At 70.0% G+C, this 21,058-nt stretch carries 19 protein-coding genes; 12 read left to right on the top strand and 7 right to left on the bottom strand.

The annotated features are described in order from the left end of the window. Positions 1-7: 7 nt before the first annotated feature. The 7 genes from lspA to nrdR all read left to right on the top strand — a co-directional run bounded on the left by lspA (position 8) and on the right by nrdR (position 8,290). Positions 8-571, top strand: coding sequence for a signal peptidase II (gene lspA / locus ABD298_RS01340; RefSeq protein ID WP_344297749.1), 564 nt, complete (start codon positions 8-10; stop codon positions 569-571). Beyond that, positions 564-1,490 (top strand): RluA family pseudouridine synthase, encoded by a 927-nt coding sequence (locus ABD298_RS01345; RefSeq protein ID WP_344297751.1) that lies wholly within the window; start codon positions 564-566, stop codon positions 1,488-1,490. The genes lspA and ABD298_RS01345 overlap by 8 nt, the downstream gene beginning before the upstream one ends. Before the next feature lie 77 nt (positions 1,491-1,567). Beyond that, positions 1,568-2,152 (top strand): hypothetical protein, encoded by a 585-nt coding sequence (locus tag ABD298_RS01350; RefSeq protein ID WP_344297753.1) that lies wholly within the window; start codon positions 1,568-1,570, stop codon positions 2,150-2,152. A 69-nt stretch (positions 2,153-2,221) separates the two neighbouring features. Next, positions 2,222-5,773, top strand: coding sequence for a DNA polymerase III subunit alpha (gene dnaE, locus ABD298_RS01355; protein WP_344297755.1), 3,552 nt, complete (start codon positions 2,222-2,224; stop codon positions 5,771-5,773). Continuing rightward, positions 5,766-6,344, top strand: a complete 579-nt coding sequence (locus tag ABD298_RS01360; protein ID WP_344297757.1) for a hypothetical protein — start codon at positions 5,766-5,768, stop codon at positions 6,342-6,344. Before dnaE ends, ABD298_RS01360 begins: the two co-directional genes overlap by 8 nt. 9 nt (positions 6,345-6,353) lie before the next feature. After that, a complete protein-coding gene (hisD, locus tag ABD298_RS01365; RefSeq protein ID WP_344297759.1) occupies positions 6,354-7,715 on the top strand; it encodes a histidinol dehydrogenase in 1,362 nt (453 codons plus the stop codon). 110 nt (positions 7,716-7,825) lie between these two features. Then, positions 7,826-8,290, top strand: a complete 465-nt coding sequence (gene nrdR, locus ABD298_RS01370; RefSeq protein ID WP_208712361.1) for a transcriptional regulator NrdR — start codon at positions 7,826-7,828, stop codon at positions 8,288-8,290. A gap of 102 nt (positions 8,291-8,392) precedes the next feature. Here nrdR and ppgK read toward each other — a convergent pair whose 3' ends face one another. After that, positions 8,393-9,202: a polyphosphate--glucose phosphotransferase gene (ppgK, locus tag ABD298_RS01375; protein ID WP_344297761.1), complete on the bottom strand. Its 810-nt coding sequence runs from the start codon at positions 9,200-9,202 to the stop codon at positions 8,393-8,395. A gap of 47 nt (positions 9,203-9,249) precedes the next feature. Further along, entirely contained in the window at positions 9,250-10,128 is an 879-nt protein-coding gene (gene map, locus ABD298_RS01380; protein WP_344297763.1) for a type I methionyl aminopeptidase, read from the bottom strand. A 52-nt stretch (positions 10,129-10,180) separates the two neighbouring features. On the opposite strand from map, the gene ABD298_RS01385 reads away from it, so the two are divergent. Beyond that, complete coding sequence (locus ABD298_RS01385) at positions 10,181-10,369, top strand: SPOR domain-containing protein (protein ID WP_208712364.1); 189 nt, start codon at positions 10,181-10,183, stop codon at positions 10,367-10,369. 16 nt (positions 10,370-10,385) lie between these two features. On the opposite strand, the gene panB is transcribed toward ABD298_RS01385, so the two are convergent. Continuing rightward, complete coding sequence (gene panB, locus ABD298_RS01390; RefSeq protein ID WP_344297766.1) at positions 10,386-11,270, bottom strand: 3-methyl-2-oxobutanoate hydroxymethyltransferase; 885 nt, start codon at positions 11,268-11,270, stop codon at positions 10,386-10,388. Between the two features lie 73 nt (positions 11,271-11,343). Here panB and glnA (ABD298_RS01395) point away from each other — a divergent pair, with 73 nt between their 5' ends. From glnA (ABD298_RS01395) to ABD298_RS01405, 3 genes are read left to right on the top strand one after another with little or no spacing between them, the layout of a single operon-like run. Then, entirely contained in the window at positions 11,344-12,684 is a 1,341-nt protein-coding gene (gene glnA, locus ABD298_RS01395; RefSeq protein ID WP_344297768.1) for a type I glutamate--ammonia ligase, read from the top strand. A 9-nt stretch (positions 12,685-12,693) separates the two neighbouring features. Further along, positions 12,694-15,729: a bifunctional [glutamine synthetase] adenylyltransferase/[glutamine synthetase]-adenylyl-L-tyrosine phosphorylase gene (locus ABD298_RS01400; RefSeq protein WP_344297770.1), complete on the top strand. Its 3,036-nt coding sequence runs from the start codon at positions 12,694-12,696 to the stop codon at positions 15,727-15,729. Between the two features lie 22 nt (positions 15,730-15,751). Beyond that, positions 15,752-16,081, top strand: a complete 330-nt coding sequence (locus tag ABD298_RS01405) for a cupin domain-containing protein (protein ID WP_344297772.1) — start codon at positions 15,752-15,754, stop codon at positions 16,079-16,081. A gap of 125 nt (positions 16,082-16,206) precedes the next feature. Here the strand turns inward: ABD298_RS01405 and glnA (ABD298_RS01410) are convergent, their stop codons facing one another. Beyond that, positions 16,207-17,631 (bottom strand): type I glutamate--ammonia ligase, encoded by a 1,425-nt coding sequence (gene glnA, locus ABD298_RS01410; protein ID WP_208712368.1) that lies wholly within the window; start codon positions 17,629-17,631, stop codon positions 16,207-16,209. 235 nt (positions 17,632-17,866) lie between these two features. Here glnA (ABD298_RS01410) and ABD298_RS01415 point away from each other — a divergent pair, with 235 nt between their 5' ends. After that, the gene (locus ABD298_RS01415; RefSeq protein ID WP_344297774.1) at positions 17,867-18,301 is read left to right on the top strand and encodes an RDD family protein; all 435 of its coding nucleotides are present in this window, start codon (positions 17,867-17,869) and stop codon (positions 18,299-18,301) included. Positions 18,302-18,421: 120 nt separating this feature from the next. Here the strand turns inward: ABD298_RS01415 and ABD298_RS01420 are convergent, their stop codons facing one another. From ABD298_RS01420 to lipB, 3 genes are all read right to left on the bottom strand, one after another. Then, complete coding sequence (locus tag ABD298_RS01420) at positions 18,422-19,147, bottom strand: DUF4191 domain-containing protein (protein ID WP_344297776.1); 726 nt, start codon at positions 19,145-19,147, stop codon at positions 18,422-18,424. An 89-nt stretch (positions 19,148-19,236) separates the two neighbouring features. Next, the gene (lipA, locus tag ABD298_RS01425) at positions 19,237-20,247 is read right to left on the bottom strand and encodes a lipoyl synthase (protein WP_344297778.1); all 1,011 of its coding nucleotides are present in this window, start codon (positions 20,245-20,247) and stop codon (positions 19,237-19,239) included. Continuing rightward, entirely contained in the window at positions 20,244-20,927 is a 684-nt protein-coding gene (gene lipB, locus ABD298_RS01430) for a lipoyl(octanoyl) transferase LipB (protein ID WP_344297780.1), read from the bottom strand. Before lipB ends, lipA begins: the two co-directional genes overlap by 4 nt. Positions 20,928-21,058: the final 131 nt, after the last annotated feature.

A 21,058-nucleotide genomic window follows, 5' to 3' on the forward strand; every position in this document is an offset into this window, starting at 1 on the left:
AAGAAGCATGGAACCCACCTCTCCCGCCCCCGGGCCGGTCACGCCGGCCCGCCGTCGCATCGGGCTTCTGGCCCTCCTCGCGGCGGCCGCCTACGTTCTCGACCAGCTGACGAAGCTGTGGGTGACGGGCACGATGGTCGAGGGCGAGCGGATTCCCGTGCTGCCGCCGCTGCTGCAGTGGTACTACATCCGCAATTCGGGTGCTGCGTTCTCCATCGGCGAGGGCGTCACGTGGGTGTTCACCATCATCATGACCGTGGTGTCCGTGGCGATCGTCGCCTACGCGCGGAAGGTCCGGTCGGCCGGGTGGGCGGTGGGCCTCGGACTCGTGCTGGGCGGCGCTCTGGGCAACCTCACTGATCGGCTCTTCCGCGAGCCGTCCTTCGGCATGGGGCACGTGGTGGACTTCATCTCCCTGCCGAACTTCGCGATCTTCAACCTCGCCGACTCCGCCGTGGTCGTCGGGGTCTCCCTCGTCTGCCTCCTGACGCTGCGGGGCATCTCCCCGGACGGCACGCGTGCGGCCAAGAAGGCCGTCACGGACGAGGCGCCCGGGGACGGGCGTGCCTGAGCGCGCCGTCGTCCCGGAGGGACTGTCCGGTGCACGTGCCGACGCCGTGCTCGGAGAGCTGCTCGGGCTCTCGCGCTCCGCGGCGGCGGCCCTGCTGGCGGGTGGCCATGTGACGCTGCGGGGCAAGGCGGTCGCGAAGTCGACCAAGCTCGCCGCGGGCGACGCGCTCGAGATCGAGCGCCCAGCGGTACGCGATCCCCTGGAAGTGGTGGTGGAGAAGGTGGACGGACTCGACATCCTCATCGACGACGAGGATTTCGTGGTCGTCGACAAGCCCGTGGGTGTCGCCGCGCACCCTTCACCGGGCTGGGTGGGCCCCACCGTCGTCGGCGGCCTCGCCGGGGCCGGCTTCCGCATCTCGACCTCGGGGGCGCCCGAACGAGCTGGGATCGTCCACCGGCTCGACGTCGGCACCTCCGGCGCGATGGTCGTGGCCAAGACCGAGCACGCCTACACCGTGCTGAAGCAGGCATTCAAGGACCGTACCGTCGAGAAGGTCTACCACGCGGTCGTGCAGGGCATGCCCGACCCGCTCGAGGGCACCATCGATGCTCCCATCGGTCGGCACCCGGGCTACGACTGGCGCTTCGCGGTGGTTGAGGACGGACGCCCGTCTGTCACCCACTACGAGGTCATCGAGGCGTTCGGGCGGGCCAGCCTCGTGGAGATCCACCTCGAGACAGGCCGGACGCACCAGATCCGTGTGCACTTCGCCGCCCTGCACCACCCATGCGCGGGTGACCTGACGTACGGCGCGGACCCGCGCCTCGCCGCCGACCTGGGCCTCACGCGCCAGTGGCTGCACGCTTATCGGCTCGCCTTCGCGCACCCGCGCACCGGCGAGCGCGTCGAGGCAGTGAGCCCCTATCCCGTGGACCTCCAGTACGCGCTCGAGACGCTGCGCGGAGGCCACGTCTAGGCTTCGCGGCCCGTTGACCGGGCCCACGTCGCGTCCTACTCTCTGGGCAGGAGCGGCCATTCCGGGGCGGAGGAGCCATGGACCCGAGGGAGCGGAGCCGTCGGAAGGCGGCGGTCGTGGCGATTGCCGGCGGCGTGGTGTGGGGGATAGGCATCAGTCCCGTGCCCTCGGTGTACACCGAGCCGGACGCGGAACGGCGGCTCGAACTCCTCAGCGCCGGCCGCCGCTCCTGGACTGTCGGGGAGCACCTCGCTGCCGCGGGTACTGCGGCCGTCCCCGCGGCCTTCGCGCGTCTGGCGCAGTCCCTTCCGCAGGGCCGCGCGAAGACGTTGGCCGCAGTCGCCGCGGGCGCCCTGACGGCGGGAGCGCCGTTCTTCGTGTGGGAGCTCGCCGTGCGCACCGCGGACATCGAGCGTTTCGCCTACCGGCGCATCTCGGCCTGGCCGTTCGCGACGTACGCGTGGCTCCATGTGGCCGCATTGGCCTCTCTGGCCGGCGCCCTCGCCACCCTGCCGGGCCACGGGACAGCGGCTGCCGCCGTCGGGCTGGTCGGCCTCGTGAGCGCCGGTGCCCTCGTGAAGACCGGGGACATGGTGCCCGCGGTGTTCTACCTGGCGGAGCAGGTGGCCGCGGCAAGCTTCGCCCGGCGCACGGTGCGCTGAGCGCACGACGGCGCGTCCCCGCCGTCGTGCCTCACGAAACCTCGGCGGGGCGGCGCCTACACTGGTTCGGTGACATCCAGCGGTTCGTTCGTCCATCTCCACACCCATACCGAGTACTCGATGCTCGACGGCGCCGCGAAGCTCGGCGAGCTGTTCGCGGAGACGAACCGGCTCGAGATGCCCGCCCTGGCGATCACCGACCACGGCTACCTGTTCGGCGCCCACGACTTCTGGCAGAAGGCGACCAACGCGGGCGTCAAGCCGATCATCGGCGTCGAGGCGTATGTCGCCCCGGGGACCCACCGCACCGACAAGGGGCGCGTGCGCTGGGGCGACGAGTCGCAGCGGTCCGACGACGTGTCGGGCGGCGGCGCGTACACCCACATGACGCTCCTGAGCTACAACAACGCGGGCATGAGGAACCTGTTCCGTGCCTCCTCCCTCGCTTCGCTCGACTCGGTGTTCGGCAAGTGGCCCCGACTGGACCGGGAACTGCTGAGCACGTATTCCGAGGGCCTCATCGCCACGACGGGCTGCCCCTCCGGGGAGGTCCAGACCCGGCTGCGCCTCGGCCAGTACCGCGAGGCGGTCGAGGCCGCTGCGGAGTTCCGCGACATCTTCGGGGCGGAGAACTACTTCTGCGAGCTCATGGACCACGGCCTGAGCATCGAGACGCGCATTCGCGAGGACCTCCTGCGCCTCGCCAAGCAGCTCAACCTCCCGCTCGTCGCCACGAACGACCTCCACTACACCCACGAGCACGATGCCAAGGCGCACGAGGCCCTCCTCGCGATCCAGTCCGGCTCCACCCTCCTCGAGCCGAGCTACGACAACGGCGGCTCGCGGTTCGCCTTCTCGGGCACGGGCTACTACCTCAAGTCGCCCCAGGAGATGCGCGAGCTGTTCCGCGACGTCCCCGAGGCCTGCGACAACACCCTGCTCATCGCAGAGCGCTGCGACGTGTCCTTCACGAAGGACAACTTCATGCCCCGCTTCCCCTGCCCGCCGGGCGAGGACGAGGACTCCTGGCTCGTCAAGGAGGTCGAGGGCGGGCTCCGCTACCGCTACCCGAACGGCGTCCCCGACGACGTGCGCAAGCAGGCTGACTACGAGCTCGGCATCATCAGCTCGATGGGCTTCTCCGGCTACTTCCTGGTGGTGGCCGACTTCATCAACTGGGCCAAGGACAACGGCATCCGCGTAGGGCCCGGCCGTGGTTCCGGTGCCGGCTCGATGGTCGCGTACGCGATGCGCATCACCGACCTCGACCCGCTGCGGCACGGGCTGATCTTCGAGCGCTTCCTCAACCCGGACCGCGTGTCCATGCCCGACTTCGACGTCGACTTCGATGACCGCCGCCGCTCGGAGGTCATCGACTACGTCACGCGCAAGTACGGCGACGACCGTGTGTCGATGATCGTCACGTACGGCACGATCAAGACCAAGCAGGCGCTCAAGGACTCCGCCCGTGTGCTGGGCTATCCGTTCTCCATGGGCGAGACCTTGACCAAGGCGCTCCCGCCGGCTGTCATGGCCAAGGACATCCCGCTCGCGGACATCTACAACACCAAGGCCAAGCGCTACGGGGAGGCCGGCGACTTCCGGCAGCTGCTCGAGACGGACCCCGAGGCCCGCAAGGTCTTCGACACCGCGATCGGCCTCGAGGGCCTGAAGCGCCAGTGGGGCGTGCACGCGGCCGGCGTGATCATGTCCTCGGAGCCGATCATCGATGTCGTCCCGATCATGCGCCGCATCCAGGACGGCCAGGTCATCACGCAGTTCGACTACCCGACCTGCGAGGGCCTCGGCCTGATCAAGATGGACTTCCTCGGCCTGAGGAACCTCACGATCATCTCGGACGCGATCGAGAACATCAAGCGGAACCGGGGCGTCGACCTCGACCTCGAGCGGCTCGAGCTCGACGACGCGGCCTCCTACGAGCTCCTCGCCCGCGGCGACACGCTCGGGGTCTTCCAGCTCGACGGCGGCCCCATGCGCTCGCTGCTGAAGCTCATGAAGCCGGACAACTTCGAGGACATCTCGGCCGTCCTGGCGCTCTACCGTCCCGGCCCCATGGGCGCGAACGCCCACACCGACTATGCGCTGCGCAAGAACGGGATCCAGGAGGTCATCCCGATCCACCCTGAGCTCGAGGAGCCCCTCAAGGACATCCTCGGCGGCACGTTCGGCCTGATCGTGTACCAGGAGCAGGTCATGGCGGTCGCGCAGAAGCTCGCCGGCTACTCGCTCGGACAGGCGGACATCCTCCGCCGCGCCATGGGCAAGAAGAAGAAGGAGGAACTCGACAAGCAGTTCGCGGGCTTCTCCCAGGGCATGCAGGACAACGGCTATTCCATGGAGGCCGTCAAGACCCTCTGGGACATCCTCCTGCCCTTCTCCGACTACGCCTTCAATAAGGCCCACTCCGCGGCCTACGGCGTCGTCTCCTACTGGACGGCGTACCTCAAGGCGCACTACCCGGCCGAGTACATGGCGGCGCTGCTGACCTCGGTCGGCGACGACAAGGACAAGTCGGCGATCTACCTCAACGAATGCCGCCGCATGGGGATCACCGTCCTCCCGCCGGACGTGAACGAGTCCGAGCTGACCTTCACCCCGGTAGGCGACGACATCCGCTTCGGCATGGGTGCGATCCGCAACGTCGGGGCGAATGTGGTCAAGGCGATGGTCGAGACGCGTCAGGAGAAGGGCTCCTACACCTCCTTCGCGGACTTCCTCCAGAAGGTCCCCGCCGTCGTGTGCAACAAGCGCACCATCGAATCGCTGGTCAAGGCCGGCGCCTTCGACTCCCTCGGTGCTACCCGGCGGGCGCTCGCCCTCGTCCACGAGGAGGCGATCGACGCCGTCATCACCCTCAAGCGCAACGAGGCGAACAACCAGTTCGACCTCTTCAGCGCCTTCGGGGACGATGCTCCCACGGCCGGTCTGGCGGTCGAGGTGCCGGACCTACCTGAGTGGGAGAAGAAGGACAAGCTCGGCTTCGAGCGGGAGATGCTGGGCCTGTACGTGTCCGACCACCCGCTCCAGGGGCTCGAGGGCGTGCTGGGCGCGAGTGCCGAGGTCGACATCTCGACCCTCATCGCCGACGACGGGCCGTCCGACGGCACCATCGTGACCATCGCCGGAATGATCACCTCGCTGAGCCGCCGCATCTCCAAGTCGAGCGGCAACCCCTACGCCCGGGCGGAGGTCGAGGACCTGGGCGCCTCGATCGAGGTCATGTTCTTCGGCCAGGTCTACGGCCCGATCGCCGCGGTCCTCGCCGAGGACCTCATCGTGGTCATCAAGGGTCGCCTCCAGCGCCGGGACGACGGCACGGTGACCCTCAGCGCCATGGAGCTGAGCATCCCGGACCTCTCCAGTGCCGAGGGCGGTCCGGTGGACATCCGGATCCTCGAGCACCGCGCGAGCGAGGAGCGGATCGGGCAGCTCGGCGAGATCCTGCGCGGGCACCACGGCAATTCCGAGGTCCGGCTCCACATCCGGGAGCGGGACAAGGTCGCCGTCATGAGCCTCCCGCACCATCTCCGGGTCAACCCCAACCCCGCCCTGTTCGGCGACCTCAAGGTCCTCCTCGGGCCCGCGTGCCTCGATGCCTGAGGCACTGGGGACCGGAAACGACGCGGCTGGTGGCGGGGCGGGCGAACCGACGACGGCGTCGCTCGCCCGCTGGTCGCTCCTTCCCTCCGCGGCGGGGCCCGTGCTCGGGACCGTGTGGTGGCTGGCCGCGCCCGGCGGGCGGCTCTACGGGGAGGGGAGCAACTACCGCACCTGGGACGAGCGGGACCTCGTGTTCGCCGCCCTCGGCGCCGTGGCCGGCGTCGTGCTCGCCGTCCTCCTCTCGCTCAGCCGCCGGCGGCCGGCCCTGCCGGTGCGAGGCCTCGCAGCACTGGCTGGCAGCGTCGGCGGAAGCGCCCTCATGTGGGGAACGGGCCTCCTGCTGGGACGGATCGGCGGTGCGCGCGGTGTGGATCCGCGTCTGACCGAGTCGGCCTTCGGGCTGCAGTCCCTCAGCGCGGTCGCCGTCTGGCCTGCCATTGCGGCGCTGACGGTCCTCGCGCTCACGACCCTCTGGTGGGTTCCGCCCCGCGGTCCCGGCAGCGATCCGGCAGCGGGCCCGGAGGACGACGACGGGAGCAGCGGCGCGAGAGGCCAGGGCGCCGCCGCGTAGACTGGACGGGTGACTTCCGACGCCCCGACCCTGACGTTCCGCACCACCGACCTGCGCGGCCGAAGCCTCGGCCTGGCCGAGCTGCGTGCTGCCATGCCGCGTCTCGCCGCCAGCGACGGGTCGGGAGTCGAGGACGTGGTGCGGGGCATCATCGCCGACGTCCGCAGCCGCGGCTTCGGTGCGCTCCGAGATCTCGCCCATCGCTTCGACGGCGTTGAGCAGCGCCACCCGCGGGTACCCGCGGAGGCGCTCGCCGCGGCCCTCGAAGGGCTCGACGCCGGGGTGCGCGATGCGCTGACCGAGTCCATTGCCCGCGCCCGGGCCTTCGCGGAGGCGCAGCGCCCCCAGGACGTGACGGTGCGGCCCGCCGAGGGCGCCTCGGTGACGCAGCGGTGGGTCCCCGTCGGCCGAGTGGGCCTCTACGTGCCGGGCGGCCTCGCCGTCTACCCCTCGAGCGTGGTCATGAACGTCGTCCCGGCCCAGGCCGCCGGTGTGCAGTCGATCGCGCTTGCGTCGCCGCCACAGAAGGACAACGGCGGCCTTCCGCACCCGACCATCCTCGCTGCGGCCGCGCTGCTCGGCATCGAGGAGGTCTATGCGATCGGCGGCGCCCAGGCGGTCATCGCCTTCGCCTACGGCGTCCCCGCCGGAGCGGACGAGCGGGGAGATCTGGCGCCAATCGAGCCGGTCGACGTCGTGACCGGTCCGGGCAACATTTTCGTCGCGACGGCGAAACGGCTCGTGAAGGGCGTTGTCGGCATCGACGCCGAGGCGGGGCCCACCGAGATCGCGATCCTCGCCGACGCGACCGCGGACCCTGCGCTCGTCGCCGCCGACCTCATCAGCCAGGCCGAGCACGACCCGCGTGCCGGGTCCGTCCTGGTGACCGACTCCGCCGAGCTCGTGGAGCGTGTCCGCGGGGAGCTCGCCGCGCAGACCTCCCGGACCAAGCACCGTGACCGGGTGCTGACGGCGCTGGCGGGGGAGCAGTCCGGGGCTGTGCTGGTCGACGGACTCGACGCCGCCATCGCGGTGTGCGACGCCTACGCCGCCGAGCACCTCGAGATCATGACGGCGGACGCCCCGGCAGTCGCTGCACGCATCCGCAACGCGGGCGCGATCTTCGTGGGCGACTACAGTCCGGTGAGCCTGGGCGACTACTGCGCCGGGTCGAACCACGTCCTCCCCACCAGCGGGACCGCGGCCTTCTCGTCCGGCCTGAACGTCGCGACGTTCCTGCGCGCCATTCAGGTCGTCGACTACAGCGAGTCTGCCCTCCGAGGAGTTGCCGGGCACATCCGGAGCCTCTCCGATGCCGAGGACCTTCCTGCGCACGGCGACGCCGTGGACGTCCGCTTCGGCAGCCGCTGAGGAGGGAGACCTGCGCATGGACCGAGTGCGCACTACAAGTAGTGTCAGCTACTACTACATGTAGTGTTACAGGCTTGTGGTTCCGGACACGTTCTCAGTACACTTGACGGGTGTACTGCCCGTTCTGCCGTAACCCCGACTCGCGCGTCGTCGACAGCCGCATCCAGGACGACGGGGCCGCCATCCGGCGCCGACGCCAGTGTCCCGAGTGCGGCCGCAGGTTCACTACCCTCGAGACGACAAGCCTGACAGTCATCAAGCGCTCCGGCGCCGGGGAGCCCTTCAGCCGCTCCAAGGTCATCAACGGCGTGCGCAAGGCGTGCCAGGGCCGTCCGGTGACCGACGACGACCTCGCGCTCCTTGCCCAGGAGGTCGAGGAGGCCATCCGCGCTGCCGGGTCCGCCGAGATCCAGGCCAATGAGATCGGGCTCGCCATCCTCGGGCCCCTCAAGCGGCTGGACCAGGTCGCCTACCTCCGTTTCGCGAGCGTCTACCAGGACTTCGAGTCCCTCGAGGACTTCGAGTCGGCGATCAGCGTGCTCCGCGCCGAGCAGGCCAAGGCCGCCGGCGCCTGACGCCGCCGCACTGCGCCCCGCCACCACCCGAGCACGACGCCGAGGGGCCCGGACAGTGCGTCCGGGCCCCTCGGCGTCGTGCGTGGTGGGCTGGTGTGAGGGCTACTTCGCGAAGCCGTGGTCGATCGCGACCTGGAGCGCGGCGCCCACGATCCCGGCCTCGTTCTTGAGCTTCGCGGGAACGATCGGCGTGCGGAGCTTGAGCCGCGGGAGGTACTCGTCCGCGCGCTTCGAGATGCCGCCGCCCACGATGAACAGTTCGGGGGAGAAGAGGAACTCGACGTGGGAGAAGTAGCGTTGGAGGAGCACTGAGTACTCCTCCCAGCTGAGCCCGTCGCGCTCGCGCGCCACCGCGGAAGCCTTCGTCTCGGCGTCGAAGCTGTCGATCTCGAGGTGGCCGAGCTCAGCATTGGGCACGAGGCGGCCGTCGAAGACGAACGCCGAGCCGATCCCCGTGCCGAGCGTGATGACGAGGACCGTCCCGCCTACGCCCTTGCCGGCCCCGTAGCGGACCTCTGCGAGGCCGGCGGCGTCGGCGTCGTTGATCACCTCGACCGGGCGGCCGAGCCGTTCGGTGAAGTGCTTGTCCACCTCGTAGTCGATCCACGACTTGTCCACGTTGGCCGCGGAACGGGCGATCCCGTGCTGGATGATCGCCGGGAACGTGACGCCCACCGGCGTGTCCCTGGCCGGCGCGCCCTCACGGGCACTCAGCTCGTCCACGATCAGGGCGACGACGTCGGCCACCGCCTCCGGGGTGGACGGCTTCGGGGTGTCGATCCGGTAACGGTCGCCGACGAGCTTGCCCTTCTTGAGGTCGACGATACCGCCCTTGATGCCGGTCCCGCCGATGTCGATGCCGATCATGCGGGTCGACTCCTTGGAGTCCTTCTTCTTCTCGCTCTTGGCCATGCGTGGTGCCTCTCGCGGGTCAGGGGGATGCCAGGGCCGTGTGAGGCCTAGGGGAGAGTGAGGATCTCGGCGCCGCTCTCGGTGACGACGAGGGTGTGCTCGAACTGGGCGGTGCGCTTCCGGTCCCGGGTGACGACGGTCCAGTCGTCCTCCCACATGTCCCATTCGATCCCGCCGAGGGTCAGCATCGGCTCGATCGTGAATACCATCCCCGGCTCCATCACCCTGCTGTAGGCGGGTGCGGCGTCGTAGTGCGGGATGATCAGGCCAGTGTGGAAGGCCTCGCCCACGCCGTGCCCGGTGAAGTCACGCACCACGCCGTAGCCGAAGCGCTTGGCGTAGGAGGAGATGGCACGGCCGATCACATTGATCTCGCGTCCGGGGGCGACGGCCTTGATGGCCCGGCGGAGGGACTCCTGCGTCCGCTCCACGAGCAGCCTCGACTCGTCGTCCACGTTCCCCACGAGGAAGGTGTAGTTGGTGTCCCCGTGGACACCGTCCTTGTAAGCGGTGATGTCGATGTTGATGATGTCGCCGTCGGCGAGGACCGTGGAGTCCGGGATGCCGTGGCAGATGACCTCGTTCAGCGACGTGCACAGCGACTTCGGGAAGCCGCGGTACCCGAGCGTGGACGGGTAGGCGCCGTGCGCGACGAGGAACTCGTGCCCGATCCTGTCGAGTTCATCGGTCGTGACGCCGGGCTGGATGTGCCGGCCCACCTCGGCGATCGCCTGCGCGGCGATCTTCCCTGCGGCGCGGACACGCTCGATCTTCTCGGGGGAGAGGACGTCGGAACCCTCGAACTTGGCGGGGGCCTTCTTCCACGCGTACTCGGGTCGCGCGATGGACTCCGGGACCGGGCGGACAGGCGTGACCGCCCCGCGGACGAGCGTGCCCACGGGTGCCGTGGCGGGGGAAGAAGGCATAGGGTGAGTGTACTAGGCCGAGTGACGGCCGGGCCGTCAGGAAGGGACTCAGATGGTCGAGTACTGGTACAACGTCGTCACCCACCAGGTCGAGGAAGATGCCCAGAGCGACTGGACGCAGCTCATCGGCCCCTACAAGACCCGAGCGGAGGCCGAGAAGGCCCTCGAGAAGGTCAAGGAGCGCAACCGCGCGTGGGACCCGTCGGATGCCAACGGCGACGGGTGGAGCGACAACGACTGATCAGGCGCCCGGCTGATCAGAAGCTGTGCTCGGGTCCAGGGAACTGGCCCGACCGGACGTCCTCGCGGTAGGCCCGCGCCGCGTCCAGGAGGATGGTGCGCAGGTCCGCGTACTTCTTCACGAACTTCGCCACCCTGACTCCCTCGCCGCCCCTCAGGCCGGCCATGTCCTGCCACACGAGGACCTGTCCTGTCGTGGCGTTGCCGGCACCGATGCCGATGGTCGGCACGGTGAGCGCGGCGTCCACCGCGGCAGCAGTCGCGGCCGGCACCATCTCCATGAGCACGCAGAACGCCCCCGCGGATTCGAGAGCCCTCGCGTCCTCGATGAGCCGCTCCGCGTCCTCGCCGCGCCCCTGCACACGGTAGCCGCCGAGGGCATGCTCGCTCTGCGGCGTGAAGCCGATGTGCGCCATGACCGGCACGCCCGCCTGGACCATGGCCCGGACGGTGTCGGCGTAGTACGCGCCGCCCTCCATCTTGACCGCGTGGGCGAGGCCCTCCTTGAGGAAGCGCACCCCGGTCGCCACGGCCTGCTCGGAGGAGACCTCGTAGCTACCGAAGGGGAGGTCCGCGACGACGAGGGCCCGCTTCGCTGAAGTCGCGACGGCGCGGACGAGGGAGATCATCTCGTCGACCGTGACGGGCAGGGAGGTGGCGTGCCCGTAGACATTGTTCGCGGCGGAGTCTCCCACGAGCAGCACCTCGATGCCCGCCTCGTCGAAGATCTGCGCCGTGTACTGCTCGTAGGCGGTGAGCATGGCGAACTTCTCGCCGCGTTCCTTGGCCTGGGCGAGGTGGTGGATGCGCACGCGGCCGGCCGGTCTGGGCGAGGCCGGGCCGGTCCCGTAGGGGGCAGCCGGCTCGTCCGGGCGCGCCGGGTCAGAAGTCGTGGGGGCCATACCGACGAGACTAGTCGATGCTTCAGTAGAGTGGGGGGAGTGCGGCCCAACGTCGTTAGGAACTGAAGAACCCATGAACCGTCAGCAGGAATTCGTGCTCCGCACCATCGAGGAACGCGACGTCCGATTCGTCCGCCTGTGGTTCACGGACGTGGTCGGCTCCCTCAAGTCCGTCGCGCTTGCCCCGGCCGAGGTGGAGGGTGCGTTCGACGAGGGGCTGGGCTTCGACGGGTCCTCGATCGAGGGCCTGGCCCGCGTCTCCGAATCGGACATGCTCCTCCAGCCCGACCCGTCGACCTTCCAGATCCTTCCCTGGCGCGGCGAGACCGAGCCGACGTCGCGCATGTTCTGCGACATCCTCACGCCCGACGGCGAGCCCTCGCCCGCCGACCCCCGCAACGTCCTGAAGCGCACCCTCGCCAAGGCGGCGGAGATGGGCTTCACGTGCTACACCCACCCCGAGATCGAGTTCTACCTCCTGGAGTCGGACCAGCTCGGACCGGACGGGGCTCCCGTGCCGGTGGACCAGGGCGGGTACTTCGACCACGTTCCCGGTGGGGTCGCGCAGGACTTCCGCCGCACGGTGGTGAACATGCTCGAATCGGTCGGCATCTCCGTCGAGTTCTCCCACCACGAGGGCGGGCCGGGCCAGAACGAGATCGACCTGCGCTATGCCGACGCGCTCCAGACGGCGGACAACATCATGACCTTCCGCACGGTCGTCAAGGAGGTGGCCCTCCAGCAGGGTGCCTACGCGACCTTCATGCCCAAGCCCTTCACCTCCCACCCCGGCTCCGGCATGCACACCCATTTCTCGCTCTTCGAGGGCGACTCCAACGCCTTTCACGAGCCCGGGGCCGAGTTCCAGCTGTCCAAGACGGCGCGCCAGTTCATCGCCGGGCTCCTGCGGCACGCGAGCGAGTTCACCGCGGTGACGAACCAGTTCGTCAACTCCTACAAGCGGCTGTGGGGCGGCGGGGAGGCCCCCAGCTACCTCAGCTGGGGCCACAACAACCGTTCGGCGCTCGTGCGCGTGCCCCTGTACAAGCCGGGCAAGGCCCAGAGCGGCCGCATCGAGTACCGCGGGATCGACTCGGCGACGAACCCGTACCTCTCCTACGCGGTCCTGCTCGGCGCCGGGCTCAAGGGCATCGAGGAGGGGTACGAGCTCCCGCCGGCGGCCGAGGACGACATCTCCTCGCTCACCACCGCCGAGCGTCGGGTCATGGGGCATTCGCCCCTGCCCGCGAGCCTCCACGACGCGATCAACGCGATGGAGGACTCAGAGCTCATGGCCGAGATCCTGGGCGAGCAGGTGTTCGAGTACTTCCTGCGCAACAAGCGCCAGGAGTGGAACGAGTACCGCCTCGAGGTGACGCCCTACGAGCTCCACCGCAACCTCGGGATCCTCTAGGCACCTTCCGTGGCTCCCAGCCTGACGCGGCGGCTCATCGCCCTCGGCTCCTCCGACCCGGACCGCGCCGAGCGGTTCCTCGGCGCCCGGGAGCTCGAGGGCATCGGCGTGGAGGTCCTCCTCGAGGGGCTCGCGGTGGCCCCCGACCCGGACGTCGCGCTGCTCGCCCTCGTCCGGCTTCTCGAGAAGGAGCCCGGGCTGCGGGAGCTCGTGGAGGCGGGACCCGCGCGGAGCGAGCCCCTGTTCCGGCTTCTGGGGGCCTCGGAGGCGCTGGGGGAGTTCCTGTACCGGCGGCCCGAGCACCTCGATGTCGTCGCGGTCCAGCCGTCCGCGGAGCCGCAGGGGGCTGACCCCCGCGAGCTCCGCGAGACGCTGCTCCGGTCGGTGGGTGCCGATCCGCAGTCGCCGCGGCCGGTGGCAGCGGTGACCGGCGCCCAGGCCTACGAGGCCCTCCGGGTGGCCTACCGGAGAAGGCTCTGCGAGCTAGCGCTCAGGGACCTTCACGCCGCCTCGCCCACCGACTTCCTCCCGACAGCGGCCGCCGAGCTCTCCGACCTCGCCGGAGCAGCGCTCGAGGCCGCCCTCGCCGTGTCCCGGGCGGAGGCGGCGGCGACGTTCGGCCGCGAGGACGTCGCCGCCGTCGGGCTCGCCGTGATCGGCATGGGCAAGTGCGGGGCGCGGGAGCTCAACTACATCTCCGACGTGGACGTCGTGTACGTCATCGAGGCGGACGGCGCGCGCGCCGGCGAGCTCGACGACGCCCGCGCCGTCCTGATCGGTACGCACCTCGCGACCGGCCTGTCCCGGGCGGTCTACTCGAGTGGCCGCGAGCCCGCGCTGTGGCAGGTGGATGCGAACCTGCGGCCCGAGGGACGCGACGGCCCCCTCGTGCGGACCCTCGACTCCCATCTGGCCTACTACGCCCGCTGGGCCCAGAGCTGGGAGTTCCAGGCGCTCCTCAAGGCCCGCTGGATCGCGGGGGACCGCGCGCTCGGGGAGCGCTACGAGCAGGCCATCGCGCCGCTCGTCTGGTCCTCGGCCGGACGCGAGGGGTTCGTGGAGTCCGTCCAGGCGATGCGCCGGCGGGTCACCGAGAACATCCCCGCCGCCGAGGCCGACAGGCAGATCAAGCTCGGCGCCGGAGGGCTGCGCGACGTCGAGTTCACCGTCCAGCTCCTCCAGCTCGTCCACGGCCGGTCGGACGAGAACCTCCGGGTGCGGGACACCACCTCGGCCATCGCCGCCCTCGCCGAGGGCGGCTACATCGGGCGCCGGGATGCGGACGAGTTCGACTCCTCCTACCGGTACCTCCGCCTCCTCGAGCACCGCCTCCAGCTCTCGAGGCTCCGCCGGACCCACCTCATGCCTGTCAAGGACGACGCCCTGCGCGCGCTGGCCCGTGCAGCCCAGGGGATCCTCGAGATCGGGAAGTCCTCGCCGGAACAGCTCCTGGAGACCTGGCACCGGACCAAGCGGCGCGTCCGCGAGCTCCACGAGCGCATCTTCTACCGGCCGCTGCTGAACACCGTGGCCAACCTGAGCCCCGACGAGGCACGCCTCACGCCGGAGGCGGCGCAGGCACGCCTGGCCGCGCTCGGGTACCGTGACCCCCAGGGCTCCATGCGGCACATCGAGGCCCTGACAGCTGGCGTGAGCCGCCGGGCCGCGCTCCAGCGGCAGCTCCTCCCCGTCCTGCTCGGCTGGCTCGCGGAGGGCGTGGATCCCGACGGCGGCCTCCTCGCCTTCCGCCGGGTGAGCGAGGCGCTGGGGACTTCGCCCTGGTATCTCGGCCTCCTGCGGGACTCTGCCGCGGCGGCCGAGCGGCTGTGCCACGTCCTGTCCGACTCTCGGCTCATCGCGGACCTCCTCGAAGTCTCGCCCGAATCGGTGGCGTGGCTCGGCAACGACGCCGACCTGCGGCCCCTGGCGCTCGAGGCGCAGTGGAACGAGATCCAGTCCAAGCTGTCGCGGCACGCCGATCCGGCCGCCGCCATGCGCCTGGTGCGCCTCATCCGGCGCCGCGAGATCCTCCGCGTGGCCCTCGCCGACCGCGCGCGCATCATCGACACCCAAGGAGTGGGCCGGGCGCTGGCCGACGCGGACCAGGCGGCCGTGCTCGGGGCGCTGCGCGTGGCGGAGGCGGCGGCGGCCGCGAAGGCTCCGCTCGTCACCCAGGTCCTGGTCGTCGCGATGGGGCGCCAGGGAGGCCGGGAGATCGGCTACGGCTCGGACGCCGACGTGATCTACGTGCACCGGCCGCTGCCGGACGCTGATCCCGCGGCCGCCCAGAAGCAGGCCCTCGAGATCGTCGGCAGCCTTTCGGCACTGCTCACCCAGCCGCTCAAGCCGCCGGTCCTCGCAGAGCGAGTCCTCACGCTCGACGCCGACCTGCGCCCGGAGGGGAAGAACGGCCCGCTGGTGCGGTCCCTCGAGTCGTTCGCCGAGTACTACCGCCGGTGGGCCCTGACCTGGGAGGCCCAGGCGCTCCTGCGCGCACGCCCCCTGGCGGGGGACGACGGCCTTGCGAAGGAGTTCATGGCACTCGTGGACACCGTGCGGTACCCCGAGGAGCTGCCGACGGCGGAGATCCGGGAGATCAGGCGCATCAAGGCCCGGGTGGAGTCCGAGCGGCTCCCGCGGGGCGCGGACCCGTCGCGGCACGTCAAGCTCGGCCGCGGCGGCCTGAGCGACGTCGAGTGGCTCGTCCAGCTGGTCCAGCTCGAGCATGCGGCGCAGCACCCCCGGCTCCGCACCACGGAGACGCTCCCCGCGCTCTCCGCGGCGGCGGACCTCGGCCTCCTGCCGAAGGCCGACGCCGAGCTCCTCGCCGAGGCGTGGATACTCGCGAGCCGCGTCCGCAGCGCCAACGTCGCCTGGTCCGGCCGGGCCTCGGACGTGCTGCCCACCTCGCGGCGCGATCTCGAGGCGGTCGCCCGCTGGTGCGGCTACGCCCCGGGGAACGCCTCCGCGCTGGAGCAGCACTACCTGAACCTCACCCGCCGGGCGCGCCAGGTCTTCGAGCGCATCTTCTACGGCACCCAGTGAAATGCAGGAAAGGAACCCGAGCATGATGCACGGAACGATCGACGTGGCCCAGGCGGCCGCCGAGGAGCTCGAGAAGGCGCGCACCAGCCCGCACGGCAGGAGCGCGCGGGCGCTCCTCCACGACGGCCATCTGCGGCACACGCTCCTGGCCATCCTCGACGGGGAGGTCCTCGGGGACCACCTCAAGCCGCCCGCGGCGACGCTCCACGTGCTCTCGGGAACCTTTGTGGTGCGCTCCGACGGGCCTGACCTCAGGCTCGACGCCGGCCAGCTCGCCGTGCTCCCGGGTCCCCGGCACGATGTCACCGCCGAGGGCGACTCGACCGGCATCCTCACAACGCTCGCAGACTAGCCTCGCCGCTCCCGCGCCACCGGGCCCACGCGTACCGTGCCCACGCACGACGACGCCCCCCACCCTCCGCAGGCTGGCTGCGGGAGGCGGGGGGCGTCGTCGTGCGTGCGGGCTCTCTGGGAGGCTCAGCAGCCGAAGTAGAGCTCGAACTCGTAGGGGTTCGGGCGCAGCGAGAGCGGCATGATCTCCTTCTCGCGCTTGTACGCGACCCAGGTGTCGATGAGGTCCTGGGTGAAGACGCCACCGGCCTGGAGGAACTCGTTGTCTGCCTCGAGGGCCTCGAGGGCCTCCTCGAGGGAGCCGGGCGCCTTGGGGATGTCGCGGGCCTCCTCGACGGGGAGCTCGTAGAGGTCCTTGTCGATCGGGGCGGGCGGCTCGATGCGGTTGCGGATGCCGTCGATGCCGGCCATGAGCTGCGCGGCAAAGGCGAGGTACGGGTTGGACGAGGGGTCCGGCGCGCGGAACTCGATGCGCTTGGCCTTCGGGTTGGAGCCCGTGATCGGGATGCGGATGCCGGCGGAGCGGTTGCCCTGCGAGTAGACCATGTTCACGGGGGCTTCGAAGCCCTTCACCAGGCGCTTGTACGAGTTCACGGTCGGGTTCGTGAACGCGAGGACGGCCGAGGCGTGCTTGAGGAGGCCACCGATGTACCAGCGGGCGAGGTCGGAGAGGTTCGCGTAGCCCTTCTCGTCGTAGAAGAGGGGCTCGCCGCCGTTCCAGAGCGACTGGTGGCAGTGCATGCCCGAGCCGTTGTCGCCGAAGATCGGCTTCGGCATGAAGGTCACCGTCTTGCCCCACTCGAGCGCGGTGTTCTTGATGATGTACTTGAACTTCTGCAGGTCGTCCGCAGCACGCACGAGGGTCGAGAACCTGTAGTTGATCTCGGCCTGGCCGGCGGCGCCGACCTCGTGGTGCGAGCGCTCGACCTCGAGGCCCGCCGCGTCGAGGGCGAGGCACATGGCGTCGCGGAGGTCAGCCTGGTGGTCGACCGGCGCCACCGGGAAGTAGCCGCCCTTGAACGGGGTCTTGTTGCCGAGGTTGCCGCCCTCCTCCTCGCGGCCGGAGTTCCACGGGGCCTCGATGGAGTCGACCTTGTAGAAGGAGCCCTGCGGGGAGGACTCGAACTGGACGTTGTCGAAGACGAAGAACTCGGCCTCAGGGGCGAAGAACGCGGTGTCCGCGATGCCGGTGGAGGCGAGGTAGGCCTCGGCGCGCTCGGCCACGCCGCGGGGGTCGCGGTGGTAGGGCTCGCCGGTGCGCGGGTTCACGATGGAGAAGTTCAGGGCGAGGGTCTTCTCGACGCGGAACGGGTCCACGAACGCCGTCGTGACATCCGGGATGAGCTGCATGTCGGACTCTGCGATGCCCTGGAAGCCGCGGATCGAGGAGCCGTCGAAGAGCTGCCCGTTCTCGAAGAAGTCGGCGTCGACCGTCTTGGCCGGGATGTTGAAGTGCTGCTGGACGCCGGGCAGGTCGGTGAAGCGGATGTCGACGAACTTGACGTCTTCGTCCTGGATGTATTTGAGGACTTCGTCCGCAGACTTGAACATCGGTGCTCCTAACACATGGGGTGGCAGTCGGGCCGGGCGGGAACGTGGCGCGCACGGGCAGTGCGGGGCGCCGTACGCCTCGCTGCAACGGGTATCAGACTACGAACGGAGGGTTTCCCGTCCGTGTCCGCTTTGTTTCAGCGAGGTTACATGCGGCGGTTCCGTGTAAACGCTAGCTGCCGGGGGCGGCTGGGGCCAAGAGCCGGCAAGGAGCCCGCCCGCCTAGAATGGAGCGGTGATTGACCGGAAAGACCTTGGTTCCTGGCTCAGCGGGCCTCCCACCGCCGAAGGCGACTACCCGGGGCGGAGGCTGGGACGCCCACGCACCGGACCAGGCTCGGTGGGCCGGCCCGGCAGGCGGGTGCTGGCCCTGTGCATCGACTGGGCGGCCTGCTATGCCATCGCCGCGGCGTTCTTCGGCGGCAACCAGCTCGCGATCCTGGCCGTCTTCGCCGTGGAGCAGACCCTCCTGGTGGGACTTGCCGGCTTCGGGCTGGGCCACCGCCTCGCCGGCCTTCGCGTCGAGGGCGTCGACGGGCGTCCGGTCGGCATCCTTGCCGCGGCCATCCGGGCGGTCCTCCTGTGCCTCCTCATCCCCGCCGTGATCTTCGACGTCGACCAGCGGGGCCTGCATGACAAGGCCGCGCGCACCGTCGTCGCGCGTCTCTGAGCCCAGTCCCGCTGGGACGCCAAGAGGCCCTCGGGGAGGTGCTCCCCGGGGGCCTCTTGCTGTTGGTCGCCGCCCTCGTGCCAAGAGAGGCTGCGTGTCAGGAAAGGCTGGCGGACCGCATCAGCGTCCGCGCATCGCGCGACGGTCAGGGCGCACGCGCGTCGGGTCGATGCCCTTGGGGATCGGGAGGCGCGGCCCGAGCGAGCCGATGCGCTTGTTCACGGCGGCGACCTCGGTCTTGGTGAGCTCGCCCTTGAGCTTGTTCATCGCCTTCGCGACGTTCCGCAGCTCGGTCTGGCCCTCCTCGCGACCCGTCTCGATGACGTGGATCGGGACGTTGGGCAGGATGCGCGACAGGCGCTTGCGCTCACCGTCCACGAGCGAGCGTACGCGGGTGCTCGGGCCCTCGGTCACGAGCACGACGCCTGGCCGCCCGATCGCGCGGAACACGACGTCCTGGGTGCGCGGGTTGACGGCGACAGGCTGCTCCTCGACGATCCAGCCGCGCCGCAGGGCGCTCAGCGCGGCGCCGGCCGCCCCCGGCTGGCCCTCGATCTGGGCGAAGGCCGCGCGCTCGGCGCGGCGGCTCAGGATGTACACGGCACCGAGGAGGCCGAGAAGGATGCCGATGATGAGGCCGGTGATCCAGTTGTCCAGCAGGAAGCCGATGAGGAGGCTGACCGCGGTCACGGCGAGGAAGACGAGGACCATGAGCCAGACGGCGTTCGGGTCGGCCCTCCGCGTCATCTGGAAGACCTGGATGAACTGCTGGAACCCGTTGGGCTTCTTCGCCTTCTTCGGAGACTTGTCCGAGGGCGTGCTGGAGGTGTCGGTGCGCTTGGCCATAGTCCCTCAATTCTAAGTCACGCCCCGGCCATCCAGAACGCCGAAGCGCCCGACCCCCGGAAGGGCGGGCGCTTCGGGCAGGCGGCGGTTCAGCCGTGCCGTGAGGCGAGGAGGGTTGCGGCCTCCTGGCGGGTCGAGCCGGAGGACTCGATGTGTGCCAGCTGCGGCGGGATCTCCCAGCCCTTCTTGCGCATGGCGGTGGCCCAGAGCCGCCCGGCGCGGTACGAGGAGCGCACGAGCGGCCCGCTCATGACGCCGAGGAAGCCGATCTCCTCGGCCTCCTGGGACAGCTCGACGAACTCCTCGGGCTTGACCCAGCGCTCCACGGGGTGGTGCCGTTCCGAGGGCCGCAGGTACTGGGTGATGGTGATGAGGTCGCACCCGGCCTCGTGCAGGTCGCGCAGCGCCTGGGAGATCTCCTCGCGGGTCTCTCCCATCCCGAGGATGAGGTTCGACTTCGTGACCATGCCCTGGTTCCGGCCTTGGGTGAGCACGTCGAGCGAACGCTCGTAGCGGAAGGCGGGGCGGATGCTCTTGAACAGGCGCGGGACGGTCTCGACGTTGTGTGCGAACACCTCGGGCCTGGCCTCGCAGATCGCGGTGATGTGCTCGGGCCTGCCGGAGAAGTCCGGGATGAGGATCTCGACGCCGGTGCCGGGGTTGAGCTCGTGGATCTTGCGGATGGTCTCCGCATAGAGCCACACGCCCTCGTCCTCGAGGTCATCGCGGGCGACGCCGGTGACGGTTGCGTAGCGCAGGCCCATCGACTGCACGGAGCGGGCCACCTTGGTCGGCTCGAAGCGGTCCAGGGGGGAGGGCTTGCCCGTGTCGATCTGGCAGAAGTCGCAGCGGCGCGTGCACTCGGAGCCGCCGATGAGGAAGGTTGCTTCCTTGTCCTCCCAGCACTCGAAGATGTTGGGGCAGCCGGCCTCCTCGCACACGGTGTGGAGGCCTTCCTTCTTGACCTGGTTCTTGAGCTGGACGAATTCCGGGCCCATCTGGACCTTGGCCTTGATCCAGTCGGGCTTGCGCTCGACGGGGACCGCGGAGTTGCGCTGCTCGATGCGCAGCATGCGGCGGCCTTCGGGGGCGAGGGTCACGTCAGTGCTCCTTCGGAGAGGTCGGCTTCGGTCTGGGCCACGAACTCGCCTTCGCGGCGGGCGAGTTCCTCGGTGATGCGGCCGACGATGTCGCGGGGTCCGACCTCCCGGCCGCATTCCGCGGAGATGGTGGTCGTTCCGGCGTCGGTGATGCCGCACGCGATGATCTGGGCGTACGGCTCGAGGCTGTTGCTGCAGTTGATCGCGAAGCCGTGGCCGGTGACGCCGTCGTGGACGCTGATGCCGATGGCAGCGATCTTGCGGTCGCCGCCGCGCTCGTCCGCACGGACCCACACGCCGGACCGTCCGTCGACGTGCTCGGCCTTGATCCCGTACTCGGAGATGACCGTGATCATGACATCCTCGAGCAGCTCGACATAGGCGCGGATCGCGCGGGGCTGGGCGAGCCTGACAATGGGGTACCCCACGAGCTGGCCCGGGCCGTGCCAGGTGAGCTTGCCACCCCGGTCCACGGGGACCACCGGCGTGCCGTCGAGGGGACGCTCGTGGTCCTCGGTGCGCTTCCCGGCCGTGTAGACGGCGGAGTGCTCGAGGAGGAGTACGGTGCTGGGCGCGGAGCCGGCGACCACGTCGTCGTGGAGCTGTCGCTGCGCCGCGAGGCCGGCTTCGTAGTCGACGAAGTCCGGCGCGAACCCGAGGTGGGTGAACGCAAGAGTCATGCCGACCAGCTTAACCCCGGCCTCCCCGCGGGCCCCCGGAGTGTGGTCAACGTCGCATTGACGTGGGGGACGCCACATGCTGCCGCCTCATCTCGGACCTGTGGATAACTTCTGCAGCATCCGCCGCCCTG

Origin of the sequence: Sinomonas flava (assembly GCF_039531875.1) — a bacterium.
In the GTDB taxonomy this organism is placed as follows: domain Bacteria; phylum Actinomycetota; class Actinomycetes; order Actinomycetales; family Micrococcaceae; genus Sinomonas; species Sinomonas flava.